Raw genomic sequence first — 22,335 nt, forward strand, 5'->3', positions numbered from 1 at the left:
ATTCTATAAAATATTTTCTAATCCATATACTAATTTATCTAGCTCCATCACCTTTTCAACGGAAAATTTGATCCCTTCCATAAAGGAACCACGGTTAAATGAATCATGTTTGATTGTTAAGAGTTGACCGTCACTACCAAAGATAACCTCTTGATGGGCTACAAGTCCTGGAAGACGAACACTATGGATTCTCATTCCGTCGAATTCTGCCCCTCTTGCTCCATTAATTGTTTCTTTTTCGTCAGGATGTCCTTGCTGTTTTCTATTTCTAGATTCTCTTATAAGTTCTGCTGTTTTTATTGCCGTCCCTGATGGTGCATCTAATTTATTATCATGATGCTTTTCAATGATTTCAATGTCAGGGAAGTATTTTGCAGCCATTTGCGAAAATTTCATCATCAGAACAGCCCCAATCGCAAAATTTGGAGCAATAATCGCACCAAGCTTCTTCTCTTCAGCTAAAGCAGTTAACTCACTGATTTGCTCAGATGTAAAGCCGGAAGTGCCGACTACAGGACGGATATTATGCTTAATAGCTGCTAATGTATGTACATATCCCACTTCTGGTACTGTTAAATCAATCAATATATCTGCTTCTATTTTCTCGAAACAAGCTTCAACATCATCGAATATTGGAATATTTAATGCGGGCAGACTTTCAATATCCTGTAATGTTTTTCCACCATTTTTTCTATCAATACATGCAACTAACCGAAATGCGTCTTCCTTTTCAATCATGTTAATTGCTTCTGAACCCATTTTACCACGAGGGCCAGCTACTATAATGTTTATTGTCATGATAATTTCCTCCCAAACTAACTTATCTCTTAAGAATCTTCTTTACGTGTCCAACGATCCTTATCTCTCGTTTCAAACTTTGTCATTGCTAGGTTAAATGCCTGTGAAAGATCAATATCCAGTGAGTTTGCAAAGCATGTAAGGACAAAAATAATATCCCCAAGCTCCTCCTCCACCGTTTTCTCAACTTCGGTTGATTTCTTTGGTTTCTCGCCATAATAGTGATTTACTTCTCGAGCAAGCTCGCCAATTTCCTCCGTCATTCTAGCCATTAAGCTTAATGGCGAGAAATAACCTTCTTTAAATTGCGAAATATAATCATCAACCCGTTTTTGAATATCTACAGTATTATATAATGGTTTATCGATGATAATTACTCCTCCATGAATTAGATTCTATCTTCATGTTAGCGAATGTATTGTATTTTGACAAATTTTTTCTTCTGCATTTTGTTATATATACGAACCATTTCCAGTTAATAATGGAATGAATTGTTATTATTATCCAAAGCGATTATAATAAGAAAGGACTTTGTATAAATTTTTGTCGATTAATAGGGAGGTTCCCAAATGCTTTTTGGATTAAAACTTAAAAATATTTTATTTATTCTCTTAGGTTCGGCTATCTTTTCCTTTGGTATTGTTCACTTTAATATGCAGCACAACTTAAGTGAAGGAGGATTTACTGGGATAACATTATTATTTTATTTCTTATGGGGCTGGGATCCAGCAGTCATGAATATTGTATTGAATATCCCTGTATTTTTCATTGGCTGGAAATTTCTTGGAAGGTCTACATTTCTATACACAATAATTGGAACTGTCGCCGTATCAGTTTTCTTGAGTATATTTCAAAAATATCAATTTCCGATTAACTTGCAAAATGATATGACACTTGTAGCTCTTTTTGCCGGTGTATTTATCGGAGTTGGTCTAGGAATTATCTTCAGATTTGGCGGAACAACTGGTGGAGTAGATATCATAGCAAGAATCGTTAATAAATATGCTGGCTGGAGTATGGGAAGAACAATGTTCCTCTTTGACCTTATTGTTATTACTACTTCCATCTTCGTTATTTTGGAGTTAAATCAAGGGATGTATACGCTAGTCGCAGTATACATAGGAGCTAGAGTCATTGATTTTCTTCAAGAAGGGGCCTATTCAGCAAAGGGTACGATGATTATATCCAATCGAAGTGATGAATTGGCTAAAACAATTCTAACTAAAATGGATAGAGGTGTTACGGTTTTAGATGGACGTGGGAGCTATTCTGGAGAAAAACGAGAGGTACTTTATTGTATTGTTGCTCGAAATGAAATTGTCCATCTGAAAAGTATCATTAATCAAATTGACCCACATGCATTTGTTGCTGTTACAACTGTACATGATGTACTTGGGGAAGGATTTACATTGGATGAGAATAAAAAGCCGATAAGAGAATAATAAAAAGGGATGACAGCTGTCATCCCTTTTTATCTCCTGCGCAGGAATGTTCGACACGTCGAACCACCCCAACCTACGGGGCGCCGTGTAAGTCGCTAAACTAGCTTTAAGCTTTTGTTCATTTAATCATCATTTGATGCAACAAACATTAAGATAAAACGAACAAGTTCTGCTAAAGCTGTTAATGCAGCTGCTACATATGTCATTGCTGCAGCATTCAGTACCTTTTTTGTTTCGCGTTCTTCGTTATTTCGAATAACCCCAGAAGAAACCAATTGCCCCATCGCTCTATTAGAGGCATCAAACTCAACTGGCAGTGTTACTAGCTGGAATAATACTGCAGCAGCCATAAAGATGATTCCTAATAGAAACATTTCTGTCATTCCGAAAAAGAGACCGGCTAAGATAAAGACAAATGAAAGGTTTGAACCAATATTTGCAACTGGTACTAATGCAGTCCGAAATCGTAAGAAAGCATAACCTTGTTCATCTTGGATTGCATGCCCTACTTCGTGCGCAGCAACTGCTGAGGAAGCCATTGAACGACCATGGTATATGTCACTCGAGAGTCGAACAACTTTCTTTCTTGGATCATAATGGTCTGATAACAACCCTCTTGTTTCTTCAATATATACATCATATAAGCCATTATCATCAAGAATCTTTCGTGCTACTTCAGCACCATTCATTTGTGATGAGGTTGCTTTTTTAGAGTACTTTTTATATGTGCTTTTTACTCTTGATTGCGCCCAAATTGGAATGATCATTAAAATCGCAATATAAATCAAATAGCCGCCTAAACTACCAAACATGTACATTCCTCCATATAATTTCGAAAAGATTTATTAAGGTCAATTTTAGTCAAATTTGCGCTATTAGTCAACCATTTTGTCGTTGTTTTGCTCTCTTTTGCGTTTCCCTTTATATTTTCTCCAACTTACATACGATAATGTACTAATTATTAGTCCAGCAATGATTAATGACGAGTAAATAAATGTTGCCCACTCTGAGTTGTTTTCGGATACAGCAACCGTTTGTTGCGGGTTTGCATATACTGGAATGGCATTTATTGCCATTATCACTATGAGAATGACGAGTGGTAATAAAAGATAAAGCCTTCTTCTTTTTACCAAAGAAATCACCTCACATACATCTTATTTAATAAATGTATGAAGGTATTTAAACATTTATAACAAGAACTAATTCTGTGCTTTGTTTCTAACGGTAAGGAAGTGGGCAATTAATATTGATAAAATACTTAACCAAAATGTAAAGTATCCAATTTCTCCCATAAAGTTTGAAAGCACGGAATAGTTGGGCATCATACCAAATACATAATCGATCACGACATCATGTAATACCCAAATTGCTGCAATTGCAATATGCCTAAGTTTAATTTTGTAAAACGGGGCATAGAGTAAGCCTTGAATCGCCATTCCCGCATGCGAAGCCATTAACATATAACCTTGCCAGCTAAGTGACCCCTCAATAATTAAGGTTAGCAGATTCATTACTACAGCCCATATTCCGTATTTAAATAATGTAGTGACTGCCAGTGCCTCAATATATGGAACATGTTTATCAAATATAAAGAATAGAAGAAAGATAGTAAAAAAAAGACTAGCGGTTGGACTATCAGGAACAAATGGCAAGAAGATATCCGGAGTAATTGCTAATTGTCCCCAATACCACATATATCCATAAATTGTTCCAAATAAATTAATGATAAATAAGCAAAGTAAGAAGCGTTTATCAAGAAGTATGTATCGTATCATCTTTTAACCTGCCTTATTTAGAATGTTCACATATATCGTTAAAAAACACCTTCACCAACCAAGTGGCAAAGGTGTTTTTTTAATATCCAATTTTCCTATGTGAGTGAAAGAATAGGAAGTTGTTTTTACTCGGCAGATTCGTTTACTGTAATAATGAAATCTGCTAATTGCTCTAGTTCCTCATCAGAACCTGTAAAAATTCCTGCTGGCATTGCACCAATACCTTCTTTAGCGATTGTTGCAATTTCCTCGGCAGAATGTTCGGTTCCAACTAGAGTTGGCGCTGCTGCAGAACCTTCTAACTCTGCACCATGACATGTCATACAGCTTGCCTCATAAGCAGCGAAACCTTCATGCTCTGTGTCAACAACAACGGAGCTCTCGGGAATCGGTTTGTTTGCTTCTGCTCGCTCTTGCCAATTAACATGTGACGCAGAAGTGTATGTTAACCAGATTACAGATACTAATCCTAGTAACATCATACCTACTGCAATTGGACGTTGATGTGGTCTTCTTCCAGGACCATTGTCTAAAAATGGTGCCAAGAGTAGTGCTCCAAATGCTAGTCCAGGAAGTACAAGAATACCGAATAAAATAAAATCACCACTGGCATATTTGTATTTTAAAAGTTCATATAAGAACAAGAAGTACCAATCTGGCAATGGTATATAGGCTGCATCTGTAGGATCAGCCATTCCCTCTAATGGAGAAGGATGTGCTAATGTTAAAATAAGGAATCCAACTAAAAACACAGCACCTACTAACCATTCTTTTAATAAAAAGTTGGGCCAAAACGCTTCTGTTCTACCAGGATATTCGGAATAGTCTTTTGGTATTTGTGATGTTTTCTCAGCTTTGATCCGAGAATCCCCAACAAATTTCATACCTTTTCCTCTATGCATCGCTTTCCCCTCCTTTTTATAGTGGTCCAGAAATACCTTGTCTACGAATTAGAATAAAATGTACTGCGAGTAGTGCAAATAAAGCAGCTGGTAAGAAAAATACATGAATAGCAAAGAATCTTGTTAACGTCTGTGCCCCAACAATTGTTGCATCACCAGCTAAAAGAGTCTTAAGCTCGGTACCGATAAATGGAACCTGTTCAGCAATTTCCAGACCAACCTGTGTTGCGAAATAGGCTTTATTATCCCAAGGCAATAAATAACCTGTAAAGCCTAAACCAAGCATTACAAAGAAAATTAATACCCCAACAATCCAGTTAAGTTCACGTGGTTTCTTATATGCCCCTTGGAAAAATACGCGTAAAGTATGTAATAATAACATAACGATAACAACACTAGCTCCCCAGTGATGCATGCCCCTAACAATTTGCCCGTGGGCAACTTCTGATTGTAAGTAATAAACAGATTTCCATGCATTCTCAATATCTGGAACATAATACATTGTCAAGAACATTCCAGAAAGAATTTGTATTACTACGACGAAAAATGTTAAACCGCCAAAACAATAGACAAATGCAGAAAAATTGTGGGCTGGATTAACATGTTCGGGTACTTCATGGTCCGCAATATCACGCCAAATCGGCGTAATATCTATTCGTTCATCAATCCAGTCATAAATTTTCTGTAACATGAGTGATTACGCCCCCTTTCTATCAATCGCATTACCTAAAAACAATATCCCATTTTCCACTTTTTGTTCATAAACAGCTAACGGAGCTAATGGAGGTGTACCAGGTATGTTCGTTCCGTCCTTTTCATAGCGCCCATCATGACACGGACAGTAAAATTGCTCAGGGTATTGCTCGCTCCCTTCCCATGATACAACACAGCCCAGATGTGTACAGATTGGTGATAATGCTACAATTTCACCATCATCATCCTTATATACCCATGCTGTTTTACTTGGTTCAGATTCATACCATCCGTCTACTTGCTCAATCGTCCAATCAACACGTTGTGGCTCTGTCGTAATATCGTCAACAGATAAGCCGACATTTGCATAATCACCAGAATCTGATTTCTTTAGAACTGGATCAATCGCCATGCGAATTGGAGAAACAAGTAATCCAGCTGCCATAAATCCCCCAACACCCATAAGTGAATAATTTAGAAACTGTCTACGGGAAACTTGTTGTTTCTCTTTGCTCATGACTTTCCCCCCTCTTTACGTTAATCACGGTTACTCAAATATTTCAGATTACTAGGACAATACCATGATAGCGCAATCTATTTATTCGGTCAATAAATATCCATCCTTTAAACTAAATAATTGCCTGATATTGTCTGAAAAGAGAGATTACTAGTGAAACCCTTCGCAATAGAAGTTGCTAGTAGATTTAAAGATAAATTATCCTACCAATAGGAACGAATTAATTCTATGATTTGATTAACTTGATCACGAATTACTGCTTTCATTTCATTTGATTGAAGATTACCTGATTGGACAGATGGTAACCAAAGCAAGTGTCCATCTAGTGCCTGTTCATTCTTTTTCCAAGCTGCATCTAATGTTAGTAGAAAAATGCTGGTAAAGGGCTGCTTTTTTATGTCTGTAATCCAAGCATTAATTCGCCTTATTTCCGCTTCTTTTTCTGCTGATTTTAAATAAGAATATGTAGGCATTAGCATTACTCTGCCTGCAAGCACCTTCTCTATCTCACTAGCAAATATAGTTAGAAGTTCATTTTGAAATGCTAGTTTCTCTGAATTGGCATCCATGTGAAATGGCATGCAGGGAATAATAATCGTATCTACGTATTGCTTTGCATTTTCATACTGATTTAAATCTGAACTTCTCCACCTCATTTAATGAATCCCCCCTTCTATCTTAAAAATAGTATCTCAATTTGGCAAAAAAAAAATCAACCTATTGCCTCTGCAATTTAGGTTGAATAAAGAAACCTTTTTCAAGTATATGGAAGCTGATTAGACAGGGGTGATAAATTTCTCTTGATCCATTTCATCTAATGCCTGATCGATTTCTTTTAAAAGTATTTTTCGCTTATAATCAAAAACGGTTTTGTCTAATATTTGTTTCGCAATATCTCTTTCCCTCTTTGTAATAAAATAGTCATCAGGTATAAAGGGATTTTCCTCCATAATAGACGCATAGTAAGCATTTTGATTCGCATTTTTGAAATTTAGCTGAATATATAAATCTTCTTGCTGATTTAAGCGAATATCATGAAAGGATTTCTCGGCGTCCGTGGTCACTAATTGATTCTTATAGAAGCGAAAGGGCACTTCATCAGAACAATGGGCTGTCATCACGATACCCCTGGGAGTAAATTTCACATCCTGTACAAAATGTACATTAGTTAATATTTCCTTATGATTTACTAAATAATTTAAAATCCAGACGCTTTCTCGTTTCTTTAACTGATAATGATTTAAAAACCACTGAATAAAGCCTTTTTTATCATTAATAGAATTAGGAGTATTCATCACTTCTTCCTCCCTTTATATATTACTTACTTTAAGCATATGGAGAATCATCATTTCTTGATAATTTTAATCGATTTGCAAATTCCTCGACTTCCCCATCTAAAGGTTGTAATAGTAAATAAGATTCAAAAATCGGAATCGCTTCTCCTATCCTCCCTTCTTCTGTTAGAAAGTATCCATATTCCTTCACGAAGTCACTATCCTGGCTTAGAGTATTATATGCTTCTTTATAATGATTTAATGCATGGTCATAGGAATCAATTTCATTATATGCTCTCGCTAATTCCCATTCATATAGTGGATCATCTGCATCTGACTTTTTAATTTCTAACAATAGATCGATAATTGCATGATAATTCATTTGTTTTTTGAATAGTTCAATTAAAAACAGCACTGCTTCTTTATAATCAGTGTCAAGTGCGACAGCATTTCGCGCAAATTCTTCACTTTGTTTATCCTCACCAAATTGATGTGCAAATGTTGCAGCCTGTAAAAGTAATTCTTTATTGAACTCGTCTATCTGAATTCCTCTTTTTGAGATAGCATAACCTTCCTCTGGTCTTCCTTCTTCCTCATATGCTCTTGCCAGCTGATAATAAACAGTATGATAATACGGATCGAGGTCGATTACATGCTCCCAGGCTTTTATCGCAATATCCGTTCGTTCCGCTTGATATGCTGTAATACCATATCTAAATAGACGTTCAGGATCCTCGTTTTCATGTTCTTTATAATAGCTTAATGCCTTTTCGTATTCCCCCGCAGCTGCATATGCTTCACCTAATCGGTCATCTATTGAAACAGCAACAATTTCTTTCGTATCAACCTTTTCATAATATAAAATAGCTTTCTTATACTCTCCAATTGAGAAGTATAACTCAGCAAGTGCAAAATCAATGATTTCTTCATTTGGTTCCAGCTGTTTTGCGATAAGCAATTTTTGTTCAGCTACTTCAAATAATCCTTGTGATTGATATAAATCAGCTAATTGAAGTAATGCTTGAACATATAATTCATCCTCTTCTTTAATTCCCACTAATAGATTTATCGCCGATTCATCATCTTCTAGTTCAATAAAAACCTCCGAAATTGTAAGCTTCAGCTCACTTTCATCCGGATATATTTCTAATAGCTCTGTTAATAAATCTCTTGCTTCTTGTAAAAATCCCAATTGCAAATATAGCTGTGCAATCGTAAATTTTTCATCATCAGATGCAATTTCAATATGTTGTCTTAAAAGCTTCAATGCTTTTTCAGCTTCATTATTTTCAAATAATTGTACAGCTTCCATAATGGTATCCATCAAAACATCCTTTCCTAATAGACGGGTACTAATGCCAATCTAAATAACACTACTTAATTGTAATATACAATGTTAATTATGAAAAGATATTGGTTTCTGTTCTAGTAGATAAGCTGTTTTCAAAAAAGCAGTTGCTTTATATAGCGAAAGATAATAAGCATTTATTTGTTAACTAGAAAAAATTGTGATCTCAAATCTGGATGGCGGTTCTATTTACAGGAATCTCCATTCCTTGTGCTAAATCAATTACGATCATTAGTAGGTTTGCATTTTTAGTTAATGCACAATCCCCAGCGGAAGAAATACACGAAGACTCCTGCGGGAAACAGAACCTAGGTGAGACAACGAAGTTTGACAGCACGAGTAGGCTCACCTTGCTGCCCTAAGGTGCGCGAAGTGTATTTCTGGAGCGACTGGCCCGTGAGTTCTCTTCACTCCAAACTAGTTCATCCCAAATCTATATAGCAAGCGATATTTAATCGGCAAATATAAATAGAAGAACTTACTATTAATAGTAAGCTCTTCTATAATCAGACAGTAATTTCCTTTAAATGTTCGAAAAAGTTTGGATAGGAAATGTAAATGGAAGAATCATCATCAATTTCAACATCATCTTTTGCAATTAATGATGCGATTGCTCCCATCATTGCAATACGATGATCATTATAGGACTTGATTTCACCACCTGTAAGCGTGGTTTTTCCATGGATGACCATTCCGTCATCTGTTGCTTCAATATTAGCTCCAAGCGTCGTTAAAACGTCTACAACAGCATTAATACGATCTGTTTCTTTCACTCGAAGTTCTTCTGCATCGCGAATGACAGTGGTTCCTTCGATTTGGGTAGCTAATAATGCAAGAACAGGAATCTCATCGATTAAACGAGGTATAATTTCACCTTGGATAACGATGCTATTAAGTTCTTTATACGTAATAGTGAGATCACCAAATTCTTCCCCGCCACTTACCTGTTGATTTGTAATTTGTAAATCAGCCCCCATTGTAAGAAGCACATCTATTATCCCTGTACGCGTTTGATTTAAGCCAACGTTTTTCAGGGTTAGTTTACTACCTGGAACAATTGCACCAGCCACTAGAAAGAATGCAGCAGATGAGATATCTCCAGGTACATATACATTTGTGGCAGTTAATGTCTGGATGTTTGTGATTGTCGTTTCACTTCCATCAGATGATATGGCTGCCCCAAATGCTTGTAACATGTTTTCGGTATGATTACGGGTTGGTGTATTTTCAATTACTTTCGTTTCACCATTAGCAAATAAACCAGCCAATAATATAGCTGACTTCACTTGCGCACTTTTAACCGGAAGTGTATAGGTAATTCCTTGTAAAGAGTTTCCTTTAATGGAAAGTGGCAAATAACTCCCAGCTTTTCTGCCATCGATTGTAGCGTTCATCTCTCTTAGTGGATCAATTACCCGATCCATTGGGCGCTCCGTAAGCGATGCATCACCGTAAACAGTAGTGAAAAATGGTAAGCCAGCAAGAATTCCTAACATTAATCTTGTCGTTGTTCCGGAATTACCAAAGTATAAAGGCTCTAATGGTTCCTGTAATGCATTAGAACCCTTACCATCAATAATTACAGTTGATTCTTGTTTTTCAATGGATACACCCATTAATTGAAATGCTTTAACGGTCCGCATACAGTCTTCGCCATCTAAGAAATTAGATACCTTTGTTGTCCCATTTGCAATGGAACCGAGAATTACTGCGCGATGAGAAATAGATTTATCACCCGGAATTTCCAATTCCCCAAGCAAAGGTTTATTAAAAGGTGCTAATACATGCGTTGCCATCATGACCACTTCCTTTTTCAGTTCAAATTATACTCTCATTATAAAATCGTTGTGTCAAACCCATTATTTTGTAGGAATATCGAGCTTTCCGCTTGTGCTTCTTTAGAATAAAAGCTCAATCTCAAGACACCTGTTATTCCTTCTCGCATTTCCAAGATTTCAATATTTTTAATGCTGATCTGCTGATCTGCTAAAAGTTGTACAACTGCTGCAATAGCACCTGTTTGGTCTTTAATGTCAACATACACATCATAAAAAGAAGGGATGACACCTTTATCTTTACTAGGCAGACCATCGCGATAATTCTTAGCATTTTGTAAGTATGTAATCATATCATTCTTCTTATTGTTATCTACTAGTATTTTTAAATCAATCATCTCTTGAATCCATTCTTCTAACAGCACTGACATTTTTTCACGATTATGATAGAAGATGTCTTGCCACAATTCTGGATTACTTGAAGCTATTCTTGTAATATCACGAAAACCACCTGCTGCAAGATTCGGAAGATATGAATGTGTATCCCCCCACTTTCTCGCTTGATGAACTAAAGAAGAGGCAATCAAATGTGGAAAATGGGACACAACTCCTGTCATTTCATCATGCTCATCAGGACTTAAAACAATAAATTTACTTCTCGTATTTTTTAATACGTCTTTAAGGATTTCTACCTTTTCCTCTGTACTGCGAATAGAAGGGGTTAATACATAAGTTGCATTTTCAAATAAATGTGCTTTAGCAGCGCTGATTCCTCTTTTATGGGAACCAGCCATTGGATGTCCGCCGATAAAGCTAATTTTATCATTAGTCAATGACGATGCTGCATTAATAATGGAACTTTTTACAGAAGCAACATCTGATACAATCATCTCTTTTGAGAGCTGCAATTCATTTAATTTTCCTATTAACTGAATGGATTCGGATATTGGTGCCGCTAAAATAACGATATCTGCATCCTGTACAGATTCCGTAAAGGATGTCGAAGTCTCGTGGACAATCCCATTTAATATTGCAAACTCTAATGAATCTTGATTAACATCATAGCCAATAACATAATTTTCTTCTGATTTCATTATGCTTTTTGCCAATGAACCACCTATTAAACCAAGTCCCGCAATCACTACAGTTCTTCTCAACGTAATTCACCCTTAATTAAATCTGGTCTTAATTTAATTGCTTCATTGTGAAAAATATGTTTGATTTCGTGCTGTGGTTTGTCGGTGTTGACAACCATCATAATGCGGATGCATGCGGGTAAACTGTTATCAACATCTATTTCTGCCATACACATAACAGGCACATACGTCCATCCTGGGATTTCTCGTAACGCCTTTGCGGGAAAGGTTGCTGTCAAGTCCTTTGTAACCGAAATAAACACGTGGGAAACATCTGTTGGATCAATACTATTCTTATCTATCATTTCTTCAACTAATACCTTTGTAGTTCTAATCATCTGTTTTTCATCATTTGCTGTACAAGTTGTAGCTCCTCTAACACCACGACTCATTCGGTCACCAACTTTCTATTAAATGAATGTAAGGAATCAAGTATTTCCTGATCACTTAACTCTTTCACTAGTGGACTACCAATATCATCTAGTAGAACCATTTTTATTTTGCTATTTACTGTCTTTTTATCTGATTTCATTTTATTCAATAATGCGTTATCGTCTAATCGCTGAAGCTTAAGTGGGTAATTGTTTTCTTTTAACCATTCAATTAGTGGTTTATATGCGATTTGCTTAGAAAACATATTTTCACTAACATGGAGTGTAAATAGTAGACCAATTGCAACTGCCTCTCCATGCGTTAGCTTTCCATATCCCATTTCCGCCTCGAGGGCATGACCCAGTGTATGTCCAAGATTAAGATACATCCGGACACCTGACTCCCTCTCGTCTTCTTGAACAATATCTGCTTTGATTTTGATTCCAAGGGAAAGATGGGATTGGAGTTCCTTTGCTGTCACTTGCTGAATATCAGTATTGATAAGCGTGTTAAAAAAATTCTGATCTGCAATAAGAGCTTCCTTCACAAGTTCAGCATAGCCTGAGCGAATTTCACGGGCACTGAGAGACTGTAATGTTTCAACATCATAAATTACTGCTCTCGGTGGATAAAAGCTGCCAATTAAATTTTTTCCTAGTTCATGGTTAATTGCCACTTTTCCACCAACACTACTATCATGCGCAAGGATCGTTGTTGGAATTTGAATATAATCTATTCCTCGCATATAAGTTGCAGCAACGAATCCGGCGAGATCGCCGACAACTCCGCCTCCTAATGCAATAATCAAGGAATTCCGGTCTAACCCAGCATTAATTGCAGCTGTATGTACGCTATAAAAAGTTTCGATGCTTTTAGTTTGTTCTCCGGGTGGCAGTATTGTTTGAAAAATCTTTTCCCTAGTAAAGTTACTCCTTATTTCATCAATGTATAAAGGAGCTACCATCTCATCAGAAATGATAAAAATAGATGAATATTCTTTTGGCAGAAATAATTTAAGTCGAAAGCGAATCTTTTCACCAATAATAATTTTGTAAGAATGGGAACTTGATGTGACTTCGATTTCCTCCATTAGAAGCACCTAATCTCTTCACGGTATTCATCTATCGCTTTCTTAAGTGTTGGAAATTGATCGCTAGGGAATTGTTCTGTAATTGCTCTTGCTAATTCGAAGGCAACAACATGCTCCATCACAACAGATGCTGCTGGCACTGCACATGCATCGGAACGTTCCACAGTTGCTTTGAATGGTTCCTTAGTATCGATATCAACACTTTGAAGTGGCTTTAGCATCAATGTCGGAATAGGCTTCATTACACCTCTTACAACAATTGGCATTCCTGTAGTCATACCACCTTCAAACCCGCCGAGGCGATTTGAGGTTCGGTAATATCCTCTAGCTTCATCCCAAGCAATTTCATCATGTACTTCACTACCATTCAATCTTGCAGCATCAAAACCGATCCCAAATTCAACACCTTTAAAAGCATTGATGCCTGCAACACTTCCTGCAATCCGTGAATCAAGTTTTCGGTCATAATGGACATAGGAACCAATTCCAGCGGGCATCCCTTCAACGTATACTTCACATACGCCACCGATTGAATCGCCTACTTTTTTCGTTTCGTCAATTTTATCCATCATTGCTTGTTCTACATTCTTATCCAGCACCATTACCGGAGAATTCTGTGAAATTTGGATTCGTTCTTCCATTGTAAGTGAAGTTACTTCTTCTGCACGAATGCCGCCAATCTCTTTCACATACCCACAAACTTCTATCCCTAGCTGTTTTAACAATGTCTTTGCCACTGCACCAGCCGCAACTCGAGCAGCAGTCTCACGAGCAGAGGATCTTTCTAATACATTTCGCATATCACGATGCCCGTACTTCAATGCCCCATTTAAATCTGCATGTCCGGGTCTTGGCTTCGTGATAACCCTGCGAACTTTTGTATCCTCATCAATTGGATCTTCACCCATAATATCTGTCCAATGCTTAAAATCGTCATTATTTATTACGAGTGAGATAGGAGAACCTAATGTATAGCCATGACGAATGCCGCTCGTAATTTCAACTAAATCTTTCTCGATTTGCATTCGTTTACCACGACCATGCCCTTGCTGTCTCCTTAATAAAGAATCATTGATGTTCTCTTTTATGATGGGCATCCTTGCTGGAATACCTTCAATAATTGTTGTTAATTGTTTGCCATGTGATTCCCCTGCTGTTAAGTAACGCAATTTACATTCTCCTTTTAAGGTTTTTCTAATTACTATAGCATAATTCAAAACATTTTGGTGAAACTTTCTGAAAAAAATATTGTATATAATTGTATTTATTCAAACTATCCGTCTAATTATGTAATTTCTTATAACTTTTGATAGAAAAATGTATCGACAATACCTAGATTATACTTTGCAGGAACAAAGATTTGTTCCGTACTGCCAACAAATAGAACGCCATCATCTATCAATGCATCACTAAAATTATGATATATTAATTCCTTTGCTTCATCTGTAAAATAAATTAATACATTACGACAGACGATAAGATCAATATTTGCAGGATACTTATCCGCCAATAAATTATGCTTTTTAAAAGTGATCTCTTTTTTTAGTGATGAATTAATTTGGTACTGATTGTTCACTTCACTGAAATATTTAAGTTTATAGTGTTTCGGAACTTCTTTTAATGCTTGTTCTGCATAGATTCCTTGCTTAGCTTTGGATAAAGCAATCTCGTCTAAATCAGTAGCAATAATATTATAGTTAACTGTTGGGAAATTTTCTTTCAACATTATCGCCAGACTGTATGGTTCCTCACCTGTTGAACATGCCGCACTCCAAATTTTTAAGGATCGCTTATTTGTCAATAATTTTGGTATTATTGTCTCTTTTAGCACTTCCCAGCGTTTAGGATTACGGAAAAATTCAGAAACATTAATCGTTAACCGATCCACAAATTCATCTAGCAGTTCAGGTTCTTTTATAATTGCATTATAGTAGGTAGTAAAATTAGTATAACCCCGCTTATCCCTTAAGGTCGTGATCCGCCTTTTCATCTGTGCTTCTTTATATAAACTTAGGTCAACACCTACTTTAAGCTTTACCTTTTTTATAAATTGGATGTATTCATCTTCCATTTTCGTGCTCCTCTTTCTTAGCTTAAAAAGCCCCCGTTGATTAAAACGGGGGCAATTATTAATATATCCAAGCGCTTTCTTGCTTCTCGTATGAAATAAGCTCGTCTTGTTTAAAAAATAAATTAATTTCTCTTTCAGCACTCTCTAAAGAGTCTGAACCATGAATAATGTTCTTGTCAACAATGACACCAAAGTCACCGCGGATTGTACCTGGACTTGCTTCGGAAGGATTGGTCTTTCCGATTAAATTACGGGAGGTATTAACAACATTGTCTCCCTCCCAAACCATAGCAAAAACTGGTCCAGAAGTAATAAATTCTACTAATTCGCCAAAGAAAGCTTTCTCTTTGTGTTCAGCATAATGTGTTTCAGCAAGTTCAGTCGAAATTACCATTAGTTTTGCCCCAACTAACTGGAATCCTTTCTTTTCAAAGCGGTTAGTGATTTGCCCTATCAAATTACGCTGTACCCCATCTGGTTTGACCATTACAAATGTTTTTTCCATTTGAACACCCCTCTATTATGTAAATAATTATACAACCTAATAGATTTTATCAAATTAATTGGAAAATAACAATATTAAGAACGTCTTTTTCCGATAAATGTAGCAATATCAACAAGTGTTTGCTTCGCTCGTGAACTCGGAAAATGCTTAATAGTTTGCAATGCCTTCTGTAAATAAAGGTCACTTAATTGGTAGGACATTTGAATAGCATCTGTTTGTTTTAATTCAATAATGAGCGCTTCCATATCCTCTGGTAGAACGTTATCTTTATCTGCAAATGTTTCCCGTAATCGTTTATTAAAGGAGTCATTTTGCATACCGAAAAGAACTGGCAAGGTTATATTCCCTTGCAATAAATCATTACCAGCAGGTTTACCTAATTGTTTAGAGGTAGAGGTAAAATCTAAGATATCGTCAATAATTTGATAAGACATACCAACAAAGTAGCCATACTGATATAGCCTGTTCGCATCCTTTTTAGACACTCCAGAAACAATTGCACCCAGTTTACAGCTCGTTGCAATCAGTAAAGCTGTTTTACGTTTTATTCTTCGTAAATAATCACGTAAAGATTGATCGAAATTATATTTGTCTTCTATTTGCTCAATTTCACCTTCACAAACTTCAACAATCGTTCTAGAAAATAATTTATGTAATTCAGCATTCCTTAGGCTTGATATTTCTTCTAATGCTCTTGCAAGAATATAATCACCTGTGTACATTGCTACACGATTGCCATATAGTTTTTTGATGGTAGGTTTTCCCCTGCGCAGTTCCGCATCGTCAACAACATCATCATGCACTAGTGTTGCCATATGGATTAGTTCGAGTGTAACGGCGACAGTTTTTATCTTATCTAACTCAAAATTACCAAGCTGTCCAGAAAGTAAAACAAAAATAGGGCGAATTCTCTTCCCCCCAGCGTTTAGTAATTCGGTAGATGCACTGCGCAAAATAGGATGCTCCGCTTGTATAATTTGATGTAATGATTTTTCTATAATATTTAAGTCTTTTTTTAAATATCCATATGTTTTAGGAAGTTTCATATAGGTCACCTTTATATATACCAGAGGAAATAATGTTCAAATACATATTTCATAAGGTATTTATGTCTATTTTTCAATTAATTAGTATTCGTAAACTTTGATAATGATTATTTAAAGCCCATATGCATTGCTGCAACTCCACCTGTATAGCTTTTAATTTGGACGCTAGAGAATCCTGCATCTATAAACATCTGTCTTAATTTCTGTTTGTCAGGAAACTCTCTTGTTGATTCGTTCAACCATGCATATTCATTATAGCTTTTAGCAAATAATCTGCCAAACAGCGGCATTATATATCTGAAATAGAAGAAATACAATTGTTTAAAGCCGAGCATAGTAGGTTGTGATGTTTCCAAGCAAACAACTTTTCCACCAGGCTTTACCACACGATATAGTTCTTTTAGAACGGTCATATAATCCGGAACATTTCGCAGACCCGAAACCAATGGTAACATAGTCAAATGAATGGTCTTCAAATGGAAGTTCCATCGCATTTCCATGAATTAATTCCCAGGTTGCTTAAGTTTAAGTCTTTTTTCTTCTGTTCAGCAATAGACAACATGTTTTGGCTGAAATCTAGTCCAACTACTTCACCACTCGCTCCTACTGCTTCACTTAAAGAGATTGACCAGTCTCCTGTTCCACAGCAAACGTCTAAGGCTTTTGCTCCTTTTTGAACATTCATCCGTTTCATAACATCTTTTCTCCATGCCTTATGCCGTTGAAAAGAAATGATAGAGTTCATGGAATCGTAATTCGAATAAATTGTTTCAAAAACGTGATGTACACGTTCTTCTTTTGATTGCTTCTGTTCCTGCATTGCTTACCCTTCTTCCGCAATAGAGATCTTCGCATTTAGTAGATTTGGTAATTTCGAAATTACATGTGATGTAAATGCCGTATGTTCTACAGGTAAATTAACCAGTAAGTTCTCTAATGTTCTCTTTTTATACTCAATCATTGTATCGACTCGTGTTAAGAAAGTTGAATTTGGATAACTTCTATGTTCAACGTTAGTTTGCTCCGTAATAGATGCTTCAAATCCAATTAAAAGATTTTCTTTATCTTGAATTAACTTATTCATTAACAGCCATTCTCCTGAAATAATATCCAAGGAGTGATCATTAATGTAATTAGCTACACTTAAAATCAATAATGTATCAATTTTCTCGATAAGAGAAAGATATTCATCAAATGTGTTAAATTCGCGATAATACAGCTTCATTTTTAATTCGTTAATTTCTTTGATTGCGGTAGCTAAACGATGTATTAAATTGAAATCCTCGATTTCAGATAGCAGCAAATAATAGAGACCACTATAATAATCACCTGCTAGCACCTTTAATTGATTTGCTTTAACAGCTTCATGGGGCTCCGTTCCAACCATCTTAACTGGAACTGTCTCATGTGTATCAAGTGCAATCTGTACCATCATCGTAGTAATAATATAATGTTCTTTTTCAATTGTAGTTAAACTAGGATTATTATTGATTAACGTAGATAAAATCAAAAGCTTTTCTTCGTCAATATTAGGTTGTTTAATATATTTCTCTAAATATTTATGATGAATACTATCCTGCAATAGTCTTTTTAAATATGTTGTATCCATGTTAGATGTGTTCAAATGAATCACCTGAGACCTTTCACCTATTCAATAATGCTAATTCATTATAGCATATTTCTAGCTTGTTCCAAATCATTGTCTACTGAAAGTTAATAAACATATTGCAGCAAAGAATATTGCTCATCTAACAGGCACGATCATTCTAGTCTCACTCTGACGATAGTTCTCCATTACTAGTTTGAACGACTGCTTTTCCTCTTATTTTGACAGCTGATGTATGTTCTGTAAACTGAGCAATCATAATTTCGCCCTTATCCAATTTTTCTGTATGATGAAATTTAGTATCTGTACCTCGTGTTAAGCCAATTACGTTCACACCATCCTCAAGTGCTTTTATTACGAAGAAATCAGGATTTAAAGTTGAATTGTCCATTAATAATCGACGCTCCCATCTACTTTTACTGTCTAACTATTATAATAGTGCCAATGGTATTAATTTCAATCATTTTGTCTCATTGAAAAGAATAATATGCAGTTTAATTTTATTTAAATTCTAGAAGTCCTCACTCTATTACTCTAAACTAAAAATGCAAATAAAAAAGGGTACGCATTAAAACGTACCCTTTTATGCCCTATGTAATATTATTTAACGATATCTTTAAGGGCTTTACCTGGTTTGAAAGCAGGAACTTTGCTTGCTGGGATTTCGATTTCTTCTCCAGTTTGTGGATTACGTCCTTTACGTGCAGAACGATCGCGTACTTCAAAGTTACCGAATCCAATCAATTGTACTTTTTCACCATTTTTAAGTGAATCCATGACAGATTCAAAAACTGCATCAACTGCTTTTGAAGCATCTTTCTTAGAAAGTTCGCTTTTCTCAGCTACAGCATTTACTAAGTCTGTTTTGTTCATGACATTCACCTCCTCCCAAAATTTAAAAACGACATTGGAACAAAAAAATGAGTTATTATCATTTGTTCACATAATTGCCTATTTTTATACGTAAACACCATCATACTGTAATGATGACAAGGCTTATATTAACTGAGTTTGCAACAAAATTCAACAATAAATATCCATTTATATCAAATTTTAGTAAAAAAGTAGCAAAATAGCACGAAATAATAGCCGAAAGCGGGTTATTATTCTCTTTTATCCTTGAAAGGATAAAAAAAGTTATAAGCCTTACATTATACATATATACGACGTGTTATACGGATTTCCTGCTGTCAAAACGAAAAAAAACAAAAATAAGCGTTATATTTTAGTAATTTAAAGGCAAGGGATAAAGCTAGATGCATTCGATTTAGCAATAGCACAAAATAATCCATAAGAAAAGCAGCTAATAGTTAGCTGCTATAAAATAATTGCTATTAAACTGCCAGATCCTTCGTTTATGATTCTCTCCAGTGTGTCTTTGAGTTTATATCGTGCATTTTCTGGCATCAAGGCTATCTTAGCTTGAATTCCTTCTCTAACAATAGAACTTAGCGATCGACCAAAGATATCAGATTCCCAAATCGATAACGGATCCTCTTCAAAATCCTGCATCAAGTATCTTACTAGCTCTTCACTTTGTTTTTCAGTTCCAATAATTGGGGAGAATTCTGACTCGACTTCTACTTTTATCATATGGATTGATGGAGCAACAGCTTTTAGCCTGACACCGAATCTTGATCCTTGGCGAATAATTTCAGGTTCGTCTAAAATCATATCTTCTAATGTCGGTGCTGCAATTCCATATCCCGTTTGTTTAACCATATGGAGCGCACTAGATACTTGATCATATTCTCTTTTTGCATATGCGAATTCTTGCATAAGTTCTAGGAGGTGGTCTTTACCACGAATTTCTTCACCAACAATCTCTTTTAACACCTGGTCATAGAGATGGTCAGGTGCATGAAGATCGATTTCAGCAACACCTTCACCCATTTCCATTCCAGCTAAGTTTGCCTTTTCAATATAATCATAATCTGAGAAATTCCCAACAATATGGTCAACGTCTCTTAATCTCTTTATATCCTTAACTGTTGTTTGTATCGCTTCTTGATAATTCGCTCTTAGCCAGTGATTTTCTTTTAATACCATGACCCAGCTAGGTAAGTTGACATTGACTTCAAGCACAGGAAATTCGAATAGCGCCTCACGCAGAACGTTAAATACATCGTGTTCTGTCATTGATTCGACACTCATTGAAATTACTGGGATATCATGCTCTTCAACTAGTTTCTGACGCAATAATTCTGTTTCTTGACTAGATGGTTTCACTGAGTTAATGACCATTATAAATGGCTTGCCAACTTCCTTTAATTCCTCAATTACTCTTGCTTCTGCATCTACATAGTCTGCGCGAGGAATTTCTCCAAACGAGCCATCCGTTGTAAGTACGACACCAATTGTTGAATGCTCTTGAATTACTTTTCTTGTACCGATTTCCGCTGCATCATGAAAAGGAATAGGATCTTCATACCAAGGTGTATTTATCATTCTTGGACCATTCTCATCCTCGAAGCCTTTTGCACCTTCAACGGCATACCCAACGCAATCAACTAGTCTAATGTTAACATCAAGACCTTCCTCGACACTTACCGACACAGCCTGATTGGGGATAAACTTTGGTTCTGTAGTCATAATCGTTTTTCCTGCTGCACTCTGTGGTAATTCATCCTGTGCACGTTCACGTTCACTCTCATCTTCAATATTGGGCAAAACAACAAGCTCCATAAATTTTTTTATAAAGGTTGATTTACCTGTACGGACCGCCCCTACGATGCCAAGATAAATATCTCCGTTGGTCCGTTTTGAGATATCCTTAAAAATATCGATTTTCTCCAAAAGATCCCCTCCCGATCTCCGTACTTATCAAAAAATCTACGAATAATTGACACTACAAGTCTATGATGTTGTCCTATCATAATATGACTTAAATATGTGTAAATTAATGAAACTTTATTTACCAAAATTGATTTGCTACTTTTTCTACTTTCTTATATATAAAATTAAACCCATGCAACATTATATGTTGCATGGGTTTAAATATGATATATTTTTCTACTCACTATTTTCTTGAACTAAAAATACAGGTTCACCATCCTTTATCGTATATGGCAATGAGTAAGCAGGCACAAAAGGAGAATAATCCGTTAAGATATAGCGGATATCGTCACCTTCTACGTATTCATGTGCATATTCTTCTAAAGCATGATTCAAATCAATCCGATAGTCTACTATTAGCTTTCCACCCGCATCCATTAACACAGGAAGCTTTTCCTTTGAATAAGGGCTGGTAACAGTAGGCGCAGCTTCTAAATCAAGTTTCTCAAAGTCAATTGCAAATACATTGTCAGCGATCTTCTCACCATATGGAGGGTATTGGTGCTCATTACGATAAAAATCCAGCTGTACATTGATACTTCTTAATGCTTCTGTCATTTGTAAATCGATTAACTTCACCGTCGGATTATCTTCAGGTGAAATTAATACGTATTGATATACACCACCATTTTCATATGCATTACTCGGAATTTCAGATATTAAGTTCCGTTCCTTCAATAGCGCGAAATCAATAATATACTTCTCAAAAATTGGTGTTTCATTAGGTTTTGTTTTCATTGGTACTAATCCATTTGTATCTTTCTTATATTGCTCCACAGCACTTTGTACAATTTCTAGTTGATCTTCATATGGGATTTGGTTTTCTTTTTTTTCACTTTCTGGATATAAACATCCGCTTAAAAAAATTATGAATACTAGTCCAGTTAAAATTGGCATATATGTAAATTTCAAAGCAAGTGCCTCCTTTTCGTTTACCTGGTTGGACCAGTAAATACGATATATAATATTATTAACGCCCCTAATATTAAGCATATGTACGCTAAAAATGATACAACACCGGCTATCCAGCCTTTAAGTTTTAATCTACTAAGTACAATCAGTCCAATTGCTAAAATTAAGAAAATCATCCCTGCAAATGAAATATACATTTTGAGCATAGAAATTGACACAATCTCACCCCTAACCAAGA

At 35.8% G+C, this 22,335-nt stretch carries 26 protein-coding genes and 1 pseudogene; 1 reads left to right on the forward strand and 26 read right to left on the reverse strand.

The window, feature by feature from the left end:
- Positions 1-3: 3 nt before the first annotated feature.
- Together dapB and CUC15_RS10575 are read right to left on the reverse strand one after the other, a co-directional pair.
- Positions 4-798: a 4-hydroxy-tetrahydrodipicolinate reductase gene (gene dapB, locus CUC15_RS10570; RefSeq protein ID WP_278309169.1), complete on the reverse strand. Its 795-nt coding sequence runs from the start codon at positions 796-798 to the stop codon at positions 4-6.
- A gap of 29 nt (positions 799-827) precedes the next feature.
- Entirely contained in the window at positions 828-1,172 is a 345-nt protein-coding gene (locus tag CUC15_RS10575; protein ID WP_423241381.1) for a nucleotide pyrophosphohydrolase, read from the reverse strand.
- 195 nt (positions 1,173-1,367) lie between these two features.
- On the opposite strand from CUC15_RS10575, the gene CUC15_RS10580 reads away from it, so the two are divergent.
- Entirely contained in the window at positions 1,368-2,240 is an 873-nt protein-coding gene (locus CUC15_RS10580; protein ID WP_114916623.1) for a YitT family protein, read from the forward strand.
- 122 nt (positions 2,241-2,362) lie between these two features.
- Here CUC15_RS10580 and CUC15_RS10585 read toward each other — a convergent pair whose 3' ends face one another.
- From CUC15_RS10585 to CUC15_RS10700, 24 genes and pseudogenes are all read right to left on the reverse strand, one after another.
- Positions 2,363-3,052, reverse strand: a complete 690-nt coding sequence (locus tag CUC15_RS10585) for a zinc metallopeptidase (protein ID WP_114916624.1) — start codon at positions 3,050-3,052, stop codon at positions 2,363-2,365.
- A 63-nt stretch (positions 3,053-3,115) separates the two neighbouring features.
- The gene (locus CUC15_RS10590; protein ID WP_242985832.1) at positions 3,116-3,373 is read right to left on the reverse strand and encodes a sporulation protein YpjB; all 258 of its coding nucleotides are present in this window, start codon (positions 3,371-3,373) and stop codon (positions 3,116-3,118) included.
- Between the two features lie 66 nt (positions 3,374-3,439).
- The gene (lhaT, locus tag CUC15_RS10595; RefSeq protein WP_114916625.1) at positions 3,440-4,015 is read right to left on the reverse strand and encodes a lipoprotein heptaprenylglyceryl N-acetyltransferase LhaT; all 576 of its coding nucleotides are present in this window, start codon (positions 4,013-4,015) and stop codon (positions 3,440-3,442) included.
- 125 nt (positions 4,016-4,140) lie between these two features.
- Positions 4,141-4,917 (reverse strand): menaquinol-cytochrome c reductase cytochrome b/c subunit, encoded by a 777-nt coding sequence (locus tag CUC15_RS10600; RefSeq protein WP_114916626.1) that lies wholly within the window; start codon positions 4,915-4,917, stop codon positions 4,141-4,143.
- A 16-nt stretch (positions 4,918-4,933) separates the two neighbouring features.
- Complete coding sequence (qcrB, locus tag CUC15_RS10605) at positions 4,934-5,608, reverse strand: menaquinol-cytochrome c reductase cytochrome b subunit (RefSeq protein ID WP_114916627.1); 675 nt, start codon at positions 5,606-5,608, stop codon at positions 4,934-4,936.
- Between the two features lie 6 nt (positions 5,609-5,614).
- Positions 5,615-6,127, reverse strand: a complete 513-nt coding sequence (locus CUC15_RS10610) for a QcrA and Rieske domain-containing protein (RefSeq protein WP_114916628.1) — start codon at positions 6,125-6,127, stop codon at positions 5,615-5,617.
- A 203-nt stretch (positions 6,128-6,330) separates the two neighbouring features.
- On the reverse strand, positions 6,331-6,783 hold the full coding sequence (locus tag CUC15_RS10615; protein ID WP_114916629.1) for a YpiF family protein: 453 nt from the start codon (positions 6,781-6,783) through the stop codon (positions 6,331-6,333).
- A 120-nt stretch (positions 6,784-6,903) separates the two neighbouring features.
- Positions 6,904-7,422 carry a ReoY family proteolytic degradation factor gene (locus CUC15_RS10620; protein ID WP_114916630.1) on the reverse strand — a complete coding sequence of 173 codons (519 nt, stop codon included), beginning with the start codon at positions 7,420-7,422 and terminating at the stop codon, positions 6,904-6,906.
- A 31-nt stretch (positions 7,423-7,453) separates the two neighbouring features.
- Positions 7,454-8,725, reverse strand: coding sequence for a tetratricopeptide repeat protein (locus CUC15_RS10625; protein ID WP_114916631.1), 1,272 nt, complete (start codon positions 8,723-8,725; stop codon positions 7,454-7,456).
- 530 nt (positions 8,726-9,255) lie between these two features.
- Positions 9,256-10,545: a 3-phosphoshikimate 1-carboxyvinyltransferase gene (gene aroA, locus CUC15_RS10630; RefSeq protein ID WP_114916632.1), complete on the reverse strand. Its 1,290-nt coding sequence runs from the start codon at positions 10,543-10,545 to the stop codon at positions 9,256-9,258.
- Positions 10,546-10,583: 38 nt separating this feature from the next.
- Positions 10,584-11,681, reverse strand: coding sequence for a prephenate dehydrogenase (locus tag CUC15_RS10635; RefSeq protein ID WP_114916633.1), 1,098 nt, complete (start codon positions 11,679-11,681; stop codon positions 10,584-10,586).
- On the reverse strand, positions 11,678-12,052 hold the full coding sequence (gene aroH / locus CUC15_RS10640) for a chorismate mutase (protein WP_114916634.1): 375 nt from the start codon (positions 12,050-12,052) through the stop codon (positions 11,678-11,680). The genes CUC15_RS10635 and aroH overlap by 4 nt, the downstream gene beginning before the upstream one ends.
- A complete protein-coding gene (gene aroB / locus CUC15_RS10645) occupies positions 12,049-13,122 on the reverse strand; it encodes a 3-dehydroquinate synthase (RefSeq protein ID WP_114916635.1) in 1,074 nt (357 codons plus the stop codon). Before aroB ends, aroH begins: the two co-directional genes overlap by 4 nt.
- Positions 13,122-14,291, reverse strand: a complete 1,170-nt coding sequence (gene aroC, locus CUC15_RS10650) for a chorismate synthase (protein WP_114916636.1) — start codon at positions 14,289-14,291, stop codon at positions 13,122-13,124. Before aroC ends, aroB begins: the two co-directional genes overlap by 1 nt.
- 128 nt (positions 14,292-14,419) lie before the next feature.
- Positions 14,420-15,193 (reverse strand): CheR family methyltransferase, encoded by a 774-nt coding sequence (locus CUC15_RS10655; protein ID WP_114916637.1) that lies wholly within the window; start codon positions 15,191-15,193, stop codon positions 14,420-14,422.
- Between the two features lie 58 nt (positions 15,194-15,251).
- The gene (gene ndk / locus CUC15_RS10660; RefSeq protein WP_114916638.1) at positions 15,252-15,698 is read right to left on the reverse strand and encodes a nucleoside-diphosphate kinase; all 447 of its coding nucleotides are present in this window, start codon (positions 15,696-15,698) and stop codon (positions 15,252-15,254) included.
- A 74-nt stretch (positions 15,699-15,772) separates the two neighbouring features.
- Entirely contained in the window at positions 15,773-16,744 is a 972-nt protein-coding gene (gene hepT / locus CUC15_RS10665) for a heptaprenyl diphosphate synthase component II (protein ID WP_114916639.1), read from the reverse strand.
- Positions 16,745-16,851: 107 nt separating this feature from the next.
- Positions 16,852-17,564: pseudogene (gene menG / locus CUC15_RS10670) on the reverse strand (demethylmenaquinone methyltransferase).
- Between the two features lie 3 nt (positions 17,565-17,567).
- A complete protein-coding gene (locus CUC15_RS10675; RefSeq protein WP_162800302.1) occupies positions 17,568-18,368 on the reverse strand; it encodes a heptaprenyl diphosphate synthase component 1 in 801 nt (266 codons plus the stop codon).
- Positions 18,369-18,516: 148 nt separating this feature from the next.
- Positions 18,517-18,741, reverse strand: a complete 225-nt coding sequence (gene mtrB / locus CUC15_RS10680; RefSeq protein ID WP_114916641.1) for a trp RNA-binding attenuation protein MtrB — start codon at positions 18,739-18,741, stop codon at positions 18,517-18,519.
- Positions 18,742-18,950: 209 nt separating this feature from the next.
- A complete protein-coding gene (locus CUC15_RS10685) occupies positions 18,951-19,223 on the reverse strand; it encodes an HU family DNA-binding protein (RefSeq protein ID WP_114916642.1) in 273 nt (90 codons plus the stop codon).
- A 444-nt stretch (positions 19,224-19,667) separates the two neighbouring features.
- On the reverse strand, positions 19,668-21,146 hold the full coding sequence (gene spoIVA / locus CUC15_RS10690) for a stage IV sporulation protein A (RefSeq protein WP_114916643.1): 1,479 nt from the start codon (positions 21,144-21,146) through the stop codon (positions 19,668-19,670).
- A 216-nt stretch (positions 21,147-21,362) separates the two neighbouring features.
- Positions 21,363-22,097: a hypothetical protein gene (locus tag CUC15_RS10695; RefSeq protein WP_114916644.1), complete on the reverse strand. Its 735-nt coding sequence runs from the start codon at positions 22,095-22,097 to the stop codon at positions 21,363-21,365.
- Between the two features lie 20 nt (positions 22,098-22,117).
- Positions 22,118-22,303, reverse strand: coding sequence for a DUF2768 domain-containing protein (locus tag CUC15_RS10700; protein ID WP_423241382.1), 186 nt, complete (start codon positions 22,301-22,303; stop codon positions 22,118-22,120).
- Positions 22,304-22,335: the final 32 nt, after the last annotated feature.

The sequence above is a fragment of the Oceanobacillus zhaokaii genome (genome assembly GCF_003352005.1).
Classification (GTDB): Bacteria; Bacillota; Bacilli; order Bacillales; family Amphibacillaceae; genus Oceanobacillus; species Oceanobacillus zhaokaii.